At 47.9% G+C, this 13965-nt stretch carries 13 protein-coding genes; 3 read left to right on the top strand and 10 right to left on the bottom strand.

All coding sequences use genetic code 11. From position 1 onward, the window contains the following. Nucleotides 1–103 precede the first annotated feature (103 nt). Nucleotides 104–655 (bottom strand): NAD(P)H nitroreductase, encoded by a 552-nt coding sequence (locus HBM92_RS10700; protein ID WP_000339296.1) that lies wholly within the window; start codon nt 653–655, stop codon nt 104–106. Between the two features lie 160 nt (nt 656–815). Between HBM92_RS10700 and sppA the strand changes: the two genes are divergently transcribed. The 3 genes from sppA to pncA all read left to right on the top strand — a co-directional run bounded on the left by sppA (nt 816) and on the right by pncA (nt 4507). Beyond that, nucleotides 816–2672, top strand: a complete 1857-nt coding sequence (gene sppA / locus HBM92_RS10695; RefSeq protein WP_001259835.1) for a signal peptide peptidase SppA — start codon at nt 816–818, stop codon at nt 2670–2672. Nucleotides 2673–2838: 166 nt separating this feature from the next. Next, nucleotides 2839–3855 (top strand): asparaginase, encoded by a 1017-nt coding sequence (ansA, locus tag HBM92_RS10690; RefSeq protein ID WP_001170168.1) that lies wholly within the window; start codon nt 2839–2841, stop codon nt 3853–3855. Between the two features lie 10 nt (nt 3856–3865). Continuing rightward, nucleotides 3866–4507 (top strand): bifunctional nicotinamidase/pyrazinamidase, encoded by a 642-nt coding sequence (gene pncA / locus HBM92_RS10685; protein ID WP_001135068.1) that lies wholly within the window; start codon nt 3866–3868, stop codon nt 4505–4507. Nucleotides 4508–4599: 92 nt separating this feature from the next. On the opposite strand, the gene HBM92_RS10680 is transcribed toward pncA, so the two are convergent. The 9 genes from HBM92_RS10680 to HBM92_RS10640 all read right to left on the bottom strand — a co-directional run bounded on the left by HBM92_RS10680 (nt 4600) and on the right by HBM92_RS10640 (nt 13954). Next, the gene (locus HBM92_RS10680) at nt 4600–5958 is read right to left on the bottom strand and encodes an MFS transporter (RefSeq protein WP_001357805.1); all 1359 of its coding nucleotides are present in this window, start codon (nt 5956–5958) and stop codon (nt 4600–4602) included. Nucleotides 5959–6075: 117 nt separating this feature from the next. Then, nucleotides 6076–6834 carry a DeoR/GlpR family DNA-binding transcription regulator gene (locus tag HBM92_RS10675; protein ID WP_000719088.1) on the bottom strand — a complete coding sequence of 253 codons (759 nt, stop codon included), beginning with the start codon at nt 6832–6834 and terminating at the stop codon, nt 6076–6078. A gap of 136 nt (nt 6835–6970) precedes the next feature. Continuing rightward, nucleotides 6971–7951 carry an NADH-dependent methylglyoxal reductase gene (gene ydjG / locus HBM92_RS10670; RefSeq protein ID WP_000723717.1) on the bottom strand — a complete coding sequence of 327 codons (981 nt, stop codon included), beginning with the start codon at nt 7949–7951 and terminating at the stop codon, nt 6971–6973. Nucleotides 7952–7960: 9 nt separating this feature from the next. Continuing rightward, a complete protein-coding gene (locus HBM92_RS10665) occupies nt 7961–8908 on the bottom strand; it encodes a sugar kinase (RefSeq protein WP_001298227.1) in 948 nt (315 codons plus the stop codon). Nucleotides 8909–8912: 4 nt separating this feature from the next. After that, nucleotides 8913–9749, bottom strand: coding sequence for a ketose-bisphosphate aldolase (locus tag HBM92_RS10660; RefSeq protein WP_000878889.1), 837 nt, complete (start codon nt 9747–9749; stop codon nt 8913–8915). A gap of 20 nt (nt 9750–9769) precedes the next feature. Next, nucleotides 9770–10813, bottom strand: coding sequence for an NAD(P)-dependent alcohol dehydrogenase (locus HBM92_RS10655; RefSeq protein ID WP_000798120.1), 1044 nt, complete (start codon nt 10811–10813; stop codon nt 9770–9772). 16 nt (nt 10814–10829) lie between these two features. Next, nucleotides 10830–12209 carry an MFS transporter gene (locus HBM92_RS10650; protein ID WP_000435290.1) on the bottom strand — a complete coding sequence of 460 codons (1380 nt, stop codon included), beginning with the start codon at nt 12207–12209 and terminating at the stop codon, nt 10830–10832. A gap of 26 nt (nt 12210–12235) precedes the next feature. Further along, nucleotides 12236–13312: a zinc-binding dehydrogenase gene (locus HBM92_RS10645; RefSeq protein WP_000645203.1), complete on the bottom strand. Its 1077-nt coding sequence runs from the start codon at nt 13310–13312 to the stop codon at nt 12236–12238. A gap of 369 nt (nt 13313–13681) precedes the next feature. Beyond that, entirely contained in the window at nt 13682–13954 is a 273-nt protein-coding gene (locus HBM92_RS10640; RefSeq protein WP_001046792.1) for a YeaC family protein, read from the bottom strand. Nucleotides 13955–13965 lie beyond the last annotated feature (11 nt).

Raw genomic sequence — 13965 nt, 5'->3', positions numbered from 1 at the left:
CAATGCAATCCGGGTATGGTAACCCTCATTCCATGAAGTGATAAGTGAGAGTGTCTGAATTCCTGCGCCTTTGCTCACAATCCAGACAGTTTCGCGACAATTATCAGAAATAAGTCACAAACGGCGTCGGGTCCGGGACGTTTATCGACGTAGATGCTTTCAACTGCGGCGTACCGAGGTAGAGAAAACCGACAATTTTATCCTGCTCACGGCAACCGAATGCTTCACGGACTACCGGACTTTCAGTTAATGCACCACTGCGCCAGATGCCGCCAAACCCCTGGGCAACTGCTGCCATTTGCATCGCCATGACCGCGCATCCCGCAGACATTTCCTGTTCCCAGCGCGGGACTTTATGATTTTCTTCGCATTTCGCCACCACCGTTATGATGAGCGGTGCGCGGAACGGCGCATTACGCGCTTTGTTGATTGCTTTGTTATCACTACCGGCAGCAATCGCCCCCTGCTCCAGTACAGCGCTGAAACGCTCGCGCCCTTCCCCTTCAATCACAAAGAAATGCCACGGTTGCATGGACTTATGGTCCGGCGCACGCATACCCGCACGCAGGATGTTTTGCAGTTGTTCACCCGTTGGCGCGGGTTCAGCCAGGCGGGAGGCGCTACGGCGATTGATCAATAGTTCGAGTGCATCCATTTGATTAACTCCTGTCATGATATTTATTCACAAAATTAACACGAGAGTGGATTTTGTTACAGCCCAGTCCGCAATTCCTGCTGACAAGTGCCGGTTGGGTCATTACGATAACCACATCTATTGCGCCTGAAACAGGTGTGACCTTAAGTTGGGAGAATACATGCGAACCCTTTGGCGATTTATTGCCGGATTTTTTAAATGGACGTGGCGTCTGCTGAATTTCGTCCGTGAAATGGTACTTAACCTGTTCTTTATTTTTCTCGTGCTGGTTGGTGTGGGGATCTGGATGCAGGTCAGTGGTGGTGATTCGAAAGAAACGGCCAGTCGTGGCGCACTGCTGCTGGACATTTCTGGTGTGATCGTCGATAAACCCGACAGTTCTCAGCGGTTTAGTAAATTAAGCCGCCAGCTGCTTGGTGCCAGTTCCGATCGTCTGCAGGAAAACTCACTGTTTGATATCGTCAACACCATTCGCCAGGCGAAGGACGACCGCAATATCACCGGTATTGTGATGGATCTGAAAAACTTCGCAGGCGGCGACCAGCCGTCTATGCAGTACATCGGCAAAGCTCTGAAAGAGTTTCGTGATAGCGGGAAACCGGTTTATGCCGTTGGCGAGAACTACAGCCAGGGGCAATATTATCTCGCCAGTTTCGCCAATAAAATTTGGCTGTCTCCGCAAGGCGTGGTTGATCTGCACGGCTTTGCCACCAACGGTCTGTACTACAAATCGTTACTGGATAAGCTGAAAGTTTCCACCCATGTGTTCCGCGTGGGTACGTATAAATCTGCCGTTGAACCGTTTATTCGTGATGATATGTCGCCGGCAGCCCGCGAAGCTGACAGCCGCTGGATTGGTGAGCTGTGGCAAAACTATCTGAATACTGTTGCCGCTAACCGCCAGATCCCTGCTCAGCAGGTATTCCCTGGCGCGCAAGGGTTGCTTGAGGGTTTAACCAAAACCGGTGGCGATACCGCGAAATATGCGCTGGAAAACAAGCTGGTCGATGCACTGGCATCGAGTGCCGAAATCGAAAAAACTCTGACCAAAGAGTTCGGCTGGAGTAAAACTGATAAAAATTATCGCGCCATCAGTTATTACGATTACGCATTGAAAACGCCGGCAGATACCGGTGACAGTATCGGTGTCGTCTTCGCTAATGGCGCAATTATGGATGGCGAGGAAACTCAGGGGAATGTTGGCGGTGATACCACTGCGGCACAAATCCGCGACGCTCGCCTTGACCCGAAAGTGAAAGCGATTGTTCTGCGTGTTAATAGTCCCGGCGGCAGCGTTACCGCGTCTGAAGTGATTCGCGCTGAACTGGCAGCAGCCCGGGCAGCGGGTAAGCCTGTGGTTGTATCGATGGGCGGCATGGCGGCATCTGGTGGTTACTGGATTTCCACACCAGCTAATTACATTGTGGCTAACCCCAGCACCCTGACCGGTTCTATCGGTATCTTCGGCGTGATCACCACCGTAGAAAATAGTCTGGATTCGATTGGTGTTCATACTGATGGTGTCTCAACTTCACCGCTGGCAGATGTTTCTATCACCAGGGCACTGCCGCCGGAAGCGCAGCAGATGATGCAGTTAAGCATTGAGAATGGCTATAAACGCTTTATCACGCTGGTTGCTGATGCGCGTCATTCAACGCCGGAGCAGATTGATAAAATCGCCCAGGGTCACGTCTGGACCGGTCAGGATGCAAAAGCTAACGGGCTGGTCGATAGTCTCGGGGATTTCGATGATGCGGTCGCCAAAGCAGCAGAGCTGGCAAAAGTGAAACAGTGGCATCTGGAATACTACGTTGATGAACCGACCTTCTTCGACAAAGTGATGGACAACATGTCTGGTTCTGTCCGGGCAATGTTGCCAGATGCGTTCCAGGCCATGTTACCTGCACCGCTGGCCTCGGTAGCCTCTACCGTTAAAAGTGAAAGCGACAAGCTGGCCGCGTTTAACGACCCACAAAACCGTTATGCGTTTTGCCTGACCTGCGCCAACGTGCGTTAAGTCTTGTACTAAGTGGCCGACAGATCGTCGGCCACATTACTTTTTACGTCGACGAATCCTCTTCCCGCTGTCTCGCCACATATTTCCTTATCCTCATAGTATCAGGTGCGCTCCCCCTGCCTCACGTATATACTTTTGCTCTTTCGATATCATTCATATCAATATCATGCAAAAGAAATCAATTTACGTCGCCTACACGGGCGGGACCATCGGGATGCAGCGTTCCGAGCAGGGTTATATTCCGGTGTCAGGTCATCTACAGCGCCAACTGGCGCTGATGCCGGAATTCCATCGCCCGGAGATGCCAGATTTCACCATTCATGAATATACGCCATTGATGGATTCTTCTGATATGACGCCAGAAGACTGGCAGCATATTGCTGAAGATATTAAAGCGCACTATGACGATTATGATGGTTTTGTCATTCTGCACGGTACAGACACGATGGCGTATACCGCCTCTGCACTGTCGTTCATGCTCGAGAATCTCGGTAAACCGGTCATTGTGACAGGGTCACAAATCCCGCTGGCTGAGTTACGCTCTGACGGACAAATTAATCTGCTGAATGCGTTGTACGTTGCGGCGAATTATCCTATCAACGAAGTAACTCTCTTTTTTAATAATCGACTGTATCGTGGCAACCGAACCACCAAAGCACATGCCGATGGTTTTGATGCGTTTGCCTCTCCAAACCTTCCTCCGTTACTGGAAGCAGGTATCCATATTCGTCGTTTGAATACGCCACCCGTCCCGCACGGTGAAGGGGCATTGATCGTTCATCCAATCACGCCGCAACCAATTGGCGTAGTGACGATTTATCCGGGGATTTCTGCTGACGTCGTGCGCAATTTTCTGCGCCAACCTGTGAAAGCATTGATTCTGCGCTCATATGGCGTGGGTAATGCGCCACAAAACAAAGCCTTCCTGCAGGAATTACAAGAAGCCAGCGATCGCGGTATTGTGGTGGTCAACCTGACACAATGTATGTCCGGTAAAGTGAACATGGGTGGTTATGCCACCGGTAACGCCCTCGCCCATGCCGGCGTTATTGGCGGTGCAGATATGACTGTAGAAGCCACGCTAACCAAACTGCATTACCTGCTTAGCCAGGAACTTGATACTGAAACCATTCGCAAGGCCATGAGCCAAAACCTGCGTGGCGAACTGACGCCGGATGATTAAGGAGACTGCAATGCCCCCTCGCGCCCTGTTACTGGTCGATTTACAAAATGATTTCTGTGCTGGTGGCGCGCTCGCCGTGCCGGAAGGTGACAGTACGGTGGATGTCGCTAACCGCCTGATTGACTGGTGCCAGTCGCGCGGTGAAGCGGTTATCGCCAGTCAGGACTGGCACCCGGCGAATCACGGCAGTTTTGCCAGTCAGCACGGTGTAGAGCCTTATACGCCGGGCCAACTCGACGGTTTGCCACAAACCTTCTGGCCCGATCACTGTGTGCAGAACAGTGAAGGCGCACAATTACATCCGTTACTGAAGCAAAAAGCGATCGCAGCGGTGTTCCATAAAGGCGAAAATCCTTTAGTTGACAGTTACAGTGCCTTTTTTGATAACGGCCGTCGGCAGAAAACTGCGCTCGATGACTGGTTGCGCGCTCATGTAATCAATGAATTGATCGTTATGGGTCTGGCTACTGACTATTGCGTTAAGTTTACCGTGCTGGACGCGTTACAGTTAGGCTATAAGGTGAACGTGATTACCGATGGTTGTCGTGGCGTAAATATCCAGCCACAGGACAGTGCGCACGCGTTTATGGAGATGTCAGCAGCTGGGGCAACGCTATATACGCTGGCAGACTGGGAAGAAACGCAGGAGTAATTTTACGCTGGCCTACAATTCTGTACTGGCATTGTAGGCCAGATAAAACACATCAGTGATACATCTGGTAATTGACGCCATCAACGAAAGATTTAATTCACCTCAGAAATCTCTTCCAGCGACACCTTCCGCGTTTCGATGCCAAAAATGGAGAGAACCAGCGCACAGAGCACTAACATGACACCAAGCACCATAAACACCGTGATCGACCCATAATGTGTTAATAATGCCGCAACGCCATAGGGCGTGAAGACTGCGACGATCCGTCCGACGGCATTAACGAAACCCGAACCACGCAGGCGTAAATGCGTTGGCCAAAGTTCCGGGATATAAACCGCCGACGCGAAGCACACATACATGTATAAAAAGAAGATCATCACCAGGCCATAGATTAAAATCGCCCACTCTGTAGTCTGAATTGAATAGATATAGCCTAACACAGCAATAATAATAAGTAAGGCAGAGCCAAATAATCGACGAGGAAAATGATCAATAATTAATGCCGCAATAAATATCCCTACCGGAGCGCCAATCATAATAACAGCGGTCATTAATATTGATTTATCAACATCAATGCCGGAGTTAACAAATATGGTCGGTATCCATACGGTGATGGTATAAAGCGAAATGTTCATTGCAATTAAAACAGTAATCGCGACTAATGTACGTCGTAACATTTCCCCTTTAAACAGGAGCCAGAAGGTACCCTTGATTACCTTAACCTTGCTGTTGCTCTGGTTCAAAGTAAGCGGGGGTAAACGAATACTCTTCTCTCTTTCAATTTGCTGCTCTACTTCACGAAGTTGGCTTTCTGCACCTGCGATTTGCCCTTTCCCTGCCAGCCATCGTGGCGACTCAATAAAGTATTTACCTGAGAGAAACCACGCTAACAGTATGCCAATACCGCCCAGCAGAAACATTATCCGCCAACTAAAAAAAGCGATAACCACCACGCCTATCGCCGCAGAGAGCATGGGCGACCAGTTACCAACAAATGAGAGCCGCGCGGACCATTTTCCACGCACCGTCGCGGGGATAAACTCCGTAAATGAGGCATAGCCAACCATAATCAGCGCCCCCATTCCTGTTCCCATCAGGAAGCGAAAGAAGATGAGCCAGTGCATATCAGGGACAAAAGCGGCCCCTGTTGCCGCAATACCGACGATGAGAAGATTTATGCGAAACGCCCTGCGCCGCCCAAAGTAGTCACCAATAAACCCACCGGTAAGAGAGCCGATGAAATAACCAAACATTAATGCCGAGGTAAAGGCGGCATTGAGGAAATTATTTGACCATCCATTGCTTACCAGCTTTGCTAAGACGACATTACCGGAGTAACTCAAAAAACCCGTTAATAACAGACTAAAGCTTATTATACCAAATATACGATAATGAAACCGGGCCAAAGGCAAGCGGTCCAGTCTTGCGCCAATTTGATCATATTGTTCCATTGGGTGCCTCGGATTTGCTAAAAAAGGTAGCAATTGCGGCAAATTCACTTGCCGCATCTTTATCATCATTTTATTTCCAGGCGCAGGAACAAATAATATTGACAATGTGTGCTTAAATTACCACACCAGCTGGATATTATTGTCTTTGCAAAATGCTATCCACTCTGCACCCGGTGATTTATCAGTTATTATGTAATTAATATGACTAAAGTCAGCTAACTGGACAAAAGCTTTGCGATCAAACTTAGAGTGATCAACCAATAACGCAACTTCTGTCGCTTGACGGATCATTGTCTTTTTGATTTCAGCTTCCGCTTCATTAGAGTCCAGCGCGCCGCTGTTAATATCAAGACCTTTACAACTCATTACCATGATATCGACATGGTAGCGGCTGATGATCTCTTTAGTAATTCTTCCTTGCAGTGAAAGTGTATTTTTGTTTAGTTCCCCACCCGTTGAAACGACTTTAATTTCTGACTGAGCCAGAACATGAATCGCTTCCGCCGAGTTGGTTAGCAACGTCAGGTCACTACGGTCCTGTAACAATTTGAGCAATTCCATTACGGTACTACTGGAATCGGCTGCCATGGTGGTTTTATTGTCGATGAAGGGTAGTGCCTTGCGTGCAATAAGCTGCTTCTCTTCATAAAACGATGAAGCGCGCTTATAAAAATGGATATTCTCCGTCAACATCGCTGTATTTAAAACAGCACCACCATAGGTTCTGGTCAAAAAGCCTTCATCTTCCAACTTCTCAAGATCGCGGCGAATGGTTTCTTCGGTTACCTGAAAAATCCCACTCAAATTTGAGACTGTCACCTTTTTATCGTTGGCAACCATTTGCTTAATTGCCTGAATCCTGTCTTTTGCCGCCACGATTACACCCCTGTATCTTTTTACATCACATTAGCGCAATTATCGCATAATCGATGTTTACTTTCAAAATAACATGTCTGAATCACAGATTTTCATCACAGTTTTCACAGAAACAGAGGTGAATCGTGTTGAGTATTTAACGCTCTAGGGCCTCTGCCATTTCCCTCATCAATGTTGCGTCTGCATCCGATAAGTTGATATTCAGTGCCGCGACATTTTCACGTACCTGTTCCGGCGCAGTAGCCCCACTAAGAATGGAGATTAAATCACTCTGTTTTAATATCCACGCCAGTGCCAGAGTGGGAATTGTGCACTGATAACGAGCACAGAGTGGCTGCCACTGTTCAAGCATATCAATCACTTTCAGCATGTTTTCTCGCTGGAACCAGACTTTATTTGCCCGAGCGCCGCCCGGAACGTAATCACGCGTGATGGTCCCGGTCAACAATCCCTGCTCTAGCGGAGAGTAGACCTGTACCACAATGCCATTATCACGACATAGCGGCAGCAGTTCGTTTTCCATTGCCCGGTCGAGGATACTGTATTTCGCCTGAATAATATCCAGTTCACCATGTTGCAGATACTCGCGGATATGGTCAGCATCGACGTTAGCAGCGCCTATAGCGCGAATTTTCCCTTCGGCCTTTAACGCATTAAGCACTGCGACAGTTTCAGCTATCGGCGTAAAAAATGGCGGCACCGACTGCCAGTGCGTCATGTAGATATCGATGTAATCAATACCCAGACGTTGCAAGCTGGCTTCTACCTCTTCGCGGATAGATTCCGGAGAAAGGTTTTTATACAACTGTCGATCGCCAACTTTGTTGAATAAACTCCCTTTTCGTTCCCAGACAATGCCGCATTTGGTTTCTACTACAACCTGTTCACGGGGCAGTTTTTTTAACGCCTGACCAACGATAACTTCACTATTGCCAAAGTTATATCCTGGCGCAGTATCAATCAGGTTAATGCCGCAACGATGGGCTTCAAGAATCGTATCAATGCATATTTGTCGATCGAGATCGCCATTCCATGCAGGACCGCCGCCAATGGCCCATGTCCCCAACCCCATTCGCGAAAGCGTTATATCCGTTGTGCCTAAAGGTATCTTTTTCATTTGCCTTCATTATCCTTCGTATTCTTCCAGCAATTGTTCGACCAGCTTTCTGTTTTTTACACCGGTGGTGGCGCCGATGCTTAGAACCGAGATAGCCGCCGTTGCATTGGCAAAGCGTGCGCATTCACGCAGATTTTTACCTTCTAACAGTGCTGCAATAAAACCTGAAGCAAAGTTATCGCCCGCACCAATGGTGTCGATAGCGGTTATTCCTGCGACCGCCGGCACCTTCATCGTCATGTCACCACGCTTGATAAAGCAGCCGTCTTTACCCGTTTTAATCACCACCGTTTTTACGCCGCACGCAAGAAAGCAGTCAGCAATTTCATCCAGTGTCTCTTTCCCGGTGAGTAATTTTGCCTCGGCAAAATTAGGAAACAGATAATCGACATAACTCAATGCTTCGCAAATATCATTCAGCGTTTCATTCAACCGCGGTTTGATCATATCGGCACAGATAATCATCTGCCGGGCTTTAGCTTGCGTAAAAATTTCTGTTAGCGCTCTACCATCCAATAGAGGACTGTTGAAAATACTGGCCAGTGATAATAATTTCGCCTGAGAAAACCGTGCAAAATCAACATCGTCAATATTCAATTTCCACAGACTGCCGTTACGGTTTGTGACAAAGGTCCGCTCGCCATCCTCCGTCACCAGTCCAACGTTAATAGAGGTATCTATGCTGACGTCCTGCTTCAGGCTTTGAATATCAATATTCTCTTTGCGGCAATGGTCGAGAATAAATTGCCCTGCGGCATCTTTACCAATACGACTCATTAATGCTGTGCGATGGCCCAGACGAGAAATAATTGTTGCTTCATTTATTGCATCCCCCCCGGTGGTCATTGCGATTCTTTCAAGAGGATAAGAATCCACATCAAAGATATTTTTACTGACCGGTTGCAATGGAATATCAACAATAGCGGCACCTATACAAATAACGTCGAGATTATCCATATTATTATTCCGCTTTGCCATCAGAACCGAACAGTTTAATTTTATCCAATGCCCGTTCTTTTACAGCTTTACGCACTTCACGTTCTAAATGCAGGAAAGGCTGATCCTGGTTTTCTTTCACTGCTACCATTGCGGCCTGACAGAGGTCCGTATGAATGTTGATTTTCGCAATACCCAACGAAATTGCAGTTTTAATGTCGGCATCACTGATCCCTGATGCGCCATGCAAAACCAGCGGAACAGAAACAGCATCGCGTACGCGTTTGACGACCTCAAAGTTCAATTGTGGCTCTGACGTATAAACCCCATGCTGGTTGCCGATGGCGACAGCCAATGAGTCACAGCCCGTACGTTCAACAAATTCAGCCGCCTGGTCAGGATCGGTATAGTGATAGCCCGCCAGCGCTTCCTCATAAACGGTTTCATTACCAACATGCCCTAATTCCGCCTCTACCGGAATACCCAGCGGATGGAAGAAATCAACAGCCTCTTTGGTTAAACGAATATTTTCTTCGAAATCAAATGCAGAAGCATCACGCATTAATGAATTCATACCATGAGTCCAGGCGTTATGAATAATCTCCATACTCCGACCATGATCCCAATGAGTTATTACCGGCACCGTTGCTTTTTGTGCCATTGATACCATCATGTGAGAGAAATCTTCAAATGAGGTGTTGCCGACAAAACCTGTGCCAAAAGAAATAATAACCGGTGATTTCGCTTCTTCGGCTGCGTCGATAACGCCCATCAACATTTCTGCATTCCATACGTTAAAATGGGCAATTGCATAATGTTTATTTGTGGCATCGTTTTCCCAATATCTGATATCTGCGAGCATGTTCTGTTCTCCCGTATTAATTAATCGCTAATTTTAATAACGCCTTTAATAATGTCGCGTTTGTTGTTAACTGACTCTTCAAATGCCTGTTGTACATCCCGATAATCGTAAATATGCGTCACCATCGATTTCACATCGAATCGCCCTGAGGAAATAGCTTCAATCGTGACCGGATAACGATTGGCATAGCGGAATACCGTCTGGATAGTGACTTCGCGATTGATTTTGAGGAAATTGATTGCCGAATCGCCGGGTACAGTACCAACAATCATAATTTTACCGCCGCGCATGACCAGATAAGGTGCCTGTTTAACGGTGACCGCAGAACCCGCTGTTTCAAAAACAATATCTGCGCCCATGTCTTCGGTAAATTGCTGACAGCGTGCAATAGTGTCTTCTTTTGCGCCGTTAATAACCACTGTCGCGCCGAGCTGTTCCGCCATTGTCAGACGTTTTTCCAGCACATCAACGACGGCAATTTCCGTTGCTCCCAGGCATTTGCACGCTTGCAACGTCATCAAACCAATACAACCCGCTCCCAGAATAATTATCTTCTTACCAGGTTTAACATCTGCCAGCATCGCGGCATGCATCCCGACTGCGGCAGGCTCCACCAGCGCCCCTTCCATCGTGTCCATATTGTCTGGCAGTTTGTAAGTAAAGCTCTCCGGATGACACAGATAGTGCGTTAATGCGCCGCGGTAGTTGGGTTGTGTCGCCATAAAATCAACGTCCGGGCAAATGTTATATTTGCCTTCCAGACAGTAACGACAGTGACCGCAAGGAACGCCAGGTTCGATATTTACCCGATCCCCCGGTTTAAATTTGCGCACGCGGCTTCCCACAGCCACAACCGTCCCGGCGCATTCATGACCCAGGCCAATTTCTTGATTTGGGTCTTTAGGAGGAATAAACGGGCCTGATTCAAAACCATGTACATCTGAACCACAAATACCGACATATTCCACTTTAATCAAAACTTCATCTTCTTTAGGCACAGGTATTTCTGCTGAAATAATTTTCATTGTGCCCGGCACCTGCAATATTGCTTTTGAATTTTTCATTTTGAATCCACCAGTATTATTTATTGGCTACTGCATCAATACTTAAACTTTCAACGGAGACACCTTTGGTTTCAATTCCAATGGTGGCGATAGCAATTGCGACAATAATTGAAACAGCCCCCAGAAGAATAAAGACTCCCGTTACGCCATAACTACTGAGCAGCACTGCAACGGCATAAGGCGCGGCAATACCACTGATTCGCCCTACCGCATTCGCCAGACCGGAGCCACGGAGTTTGGCCTCTGTTGGCCAGATCTCAGGGACATACACTGCCGAGGCATAGCAAACGTACATATAGACGAAAGTAATCAGGAAGAAACCAATCAGCGTTATGAGCAACATACTGGTTTGCAGTGAATAGATATATCCGAGCACCGCAATCAGGATTAATAGCCCCATCCCCATTGTTTTACGCGGAATTTTATCCATCACCAGCATGGCAATAAAAATACCAAATGGCGCGCCAAACATACTCATGGTATTTAAAACAATCGAGTCTTTTAAATTAATTCCCTGGGTCATGAATATCGTTGGCAACCAGTTAATTAGTGTGTACTGCACAACGTTCATGGCAATCAGCACACAAGAGCCTAATATCACGCGTTTCAGTAATACTCCTGTCAGTAAGGCTGAATACGGCACCGCTTGTGGTGCTTTACCGTCATCAGCAATAACCACAGGCGGCAAAGGTTTACCCGTCTGGCGTATGACGCCTTCTTCTATACTCCGCATGACTTTCTCGGCTTCCTGATAACGTCCGCGCGATTCCAGCCAGCGCGGGGATTCAGGAAAGTAGCGCCAGGCCAGCGCCGTAGCGATAAGTGACAATATTGCAGGGATAAGCAGTTGTACCCGCCAGTTCCACTCTGCACTAATCAGCGGCGTGAGTCCCATCGCAATCAATGAACAGAGCGGATATGACCAGTTACCAATAAAGGAAACCCGACTGGACCACGTTCCGCGATTTCTTCCGGGCATATATTCGGTGAAACCAGCAAACAGTGTAACCAGTAAAGCTCCCAGCCCAACGCCCATCACAAAACGGCAGGCAATAAGGAAATCCATATTCGGTGAGAAAGCACCGACAACCATCGAAGCAATATGAATGGCCTCATAGAGGATAAACGCATTTCTGCGACCGGTTTTGTCACCGATGATGCCGCCCACCAGCGCACCGAGAAACATTCCGGCGGTCGTGATTGCTGAGAATGTGGCAGTGGTGGAATTATCTGTCCAGCCCAACGCTTTCAGCTGCGCGAGGATCAAGCCACCAACGGCATTACTCCAGCAGACAAGCAAGCCAAACGCGACGATGGCAAACATTGACGAATGCCAGCGGCAATCCGGTAAGCGATCCAGCCGTGCACCACAATGCGGTTTTGTTATCTGTTCCATGCGATAACGTTCCTTCAGGAGAGTAGTTATTCATCAAAGTCGTAAGTCATGATCACTTTGATTGCAGTTTTATCGACCATCGCATCAAACCCTTCGCGCCATTGCGACAGGCCGATACGATGCGTGATCATCGGTTTGACTTTGATCGCGCCGCTGGCTAATAGCCTGATAGCGTTACGCCATGAGGTGGAGTCATAGGCCATATGCCCAATGATGCTTTTGTTCCAGGCGGTAATGTCATTAATCGAGAAATCAAGAGGTTTGAAGCCCATTCCAACGCGTACCACTTCCCCGTTCGGACGGAGCATTTCGATGGCTTGTTTCAGTGCGATATTGGCACCGGAGCATTCAATCACCAGTCCCAGATTGTCTTTGCCACAAATTTGCTGGCAGCGCGCCACCACATCTTCGGTAGAACCATTTACTACTGCCGTCGCACCCAGTTCTTTTGCAACCGGGAAGCGGACCGCCACATCTTCTTGTAGACCAACGACGACGATATTTACCGCCCCCATAATCCGCGCCATTTGTACGGAGAACAGCCCGAGTGGGCCAGTGCCGATGACGACCACATCCTGACCAGGGAGGAATTTCGATTGCTGCGCGATGGATTTGTAGGCATTACAGATAGGGTCAAGTACGGCTGCGTCCTCATAATCAACACCATCAGGGATTTCCCACAACGCATGACGATGAATTTTGAGAATTTCACCAGGAACAAGACAATATTTGGAAAAACCACCGCCCCAGGTATTGTTATCCAGACCAAGGTTTACTTTTTCTGTACAACACAGAAAATCACCTTGTTCACAGGCCGGGCAAACGCCGCAAACGTGACCGCTGTTATCCGACACGACGCGTTGCCCCACTTTCCAGTCTTTGACTTTTTCACCAACCTGCGCAATACAACCTGCGAACTCATGGCCGCGGATAGAGTTAAACTCATCCGAACCGCTATCGACATTGTAGTGCTTCATGTCTGCGCCGCAGATTGCCGCGGCTTTAATTTCAATCACGACATCTTCCGGGCCACAAATGGGTTGTGGGACATCAATCATCTTGTAGCCGCCAAAGGCCTTGCCAAACCGAGCCAGTGCTTTCATTGCGTCATCCTCTGTGTTTTGTTTTGCTTAGATGGTCATCATACTTACCCACATGATTTTTGAGGTCAACATTAAATCTGTAAAACACAGATAATGATCTGCGTTTTACAACTTAGATCACAATTACGCAGAAAATGGCTGGGGCTGTTACAGGTTGATGGAAGGCGGGACGCAAAAAGAGCAAATTCGAGAGGGATTACCGGCCAAATAGGCCTGAGACTTAAGTTCAGGAGAAGTCATTCAGGTGAGAACGCGACTGCAAGAGATCGGACTGGGACTTAGCCAGGTCGGGGCGAGATAATTGAGATGAGTCGTGGGGTCATTGTTGGCTATCCCCTTTATAACCGCGGCAAAAAGGGGATAAACCACTTACTTAAACATGGCAATAGGCTTTGCTGAGATACCAAAATCTTCTTTTAACTGCTGTTTGCTCTTCATGACCATCTGACCATTTGTGTCAATTGTCATATGCTGTGCTTCGGTATTATGGCGGGCTTGCCACAGCATCACCAGTTGCAGGCAGTTCTCTTTTTGTTCCTCGGTCAACGTAACGCCATCAGGCCATTTCCCCAGTTCAACGGCGGTCGACAAACGCTGGTATACTTCAGGCGTCATGCTGTTGATAATGTCATCAAGATTCATAATTTTTCCGC

It is taken from the genome of Escherichia sp. E.sYA108 (assembly GCF_011754335.1).
GTDB lineage: Bacteria > Pseudomonadota > Gammaproteobacteria > Enterobacterales > Enterobacteriaceae > Escherichia > Escherichia coli.
Note: the sequence above shows the minus strand (reverse complement) of the source record. Positions and strands in the feature narration are given on the sequence as shown.

Coding starts and splice junctions, on each gene's coding strand:
- HBM92_RS10700 (WP_000339296.1), bottom strand. CDS start 655: ATGGATGCACTCGAACTATTGATCAATCGCCGTAGCGCCTCCCGCCTG.
- sppA (WP_001259835.1), top strand. CDS start 816: ATGCGAACCCTTTGGCGATTTATTGCCGGATTTTTTAAATGGACGTGG.
- ansA (WP_001170168.1), top strand. CDS start 2,839: ATGCAAAAGAAATCAATTTACGTCGCCTACACGGGCGGGACCATCGGG.
- pncA (WP_001135068.1), top strand. CDS start 3,866: ATGCCCCCTCGCGCCCTGTTACTGGTCGATTTACAAAATGATTTCTGT.
- HBM92_RS10680 (WP_001357805.1), bottom strand. CDS start 5,958: ATGGAACAATATGATCAAATTGGCGCAAGACTGGACCGCTTGCCTTTG.
- ydjG (WP_000723717.1), bottom strand. CDS start 7,951: ATGAAAAAGATACCTTTAGGCACAACGGATATAACGCTTTCGCGAATG.
- HBM92_RS10665 (WP_001298227.1), bottom strand. CDS start 8,908: ATGGATAATCTCGACGTTATTTGTATAGGTGCCGCTATTGTTGATATT.
- HBM92_RS10660 (WP_000878889.1), bottom strand. CDS start 9,749: ATGCTCGCAGATATCAGATATTGGGAAAACGATGCCACAAATAAACAT.
- HBM92_RS10655 (WP_000798120.1), bottom strand. CDS start 10,813: ATGAAAAATTCAAAAGCAATATTGCAGGTGCCGGGCACAATGAAAATT.
- HBM92_RS10650 (WP_000435290.1), bottom strand. CDS start 12,209: ATGGAACAGATAACAAAACCGCATTGTGGTGCACGGCTGGATCGCTTA.
- HBM92_RS10645 (WP_000645203.1), bottom strand. CDS start 13,312: ATGAAAGCACTGGCTCGGTTTGGCAAGGCCTTTGGCGGCTACAAGATG.
- HBM92_RS10640 (WP_001046792.1), bottom strand. CDS start 13,954: ATGAATCTTGATGACATTATCAACAGCATGACGCCTGAAGTATACCAG.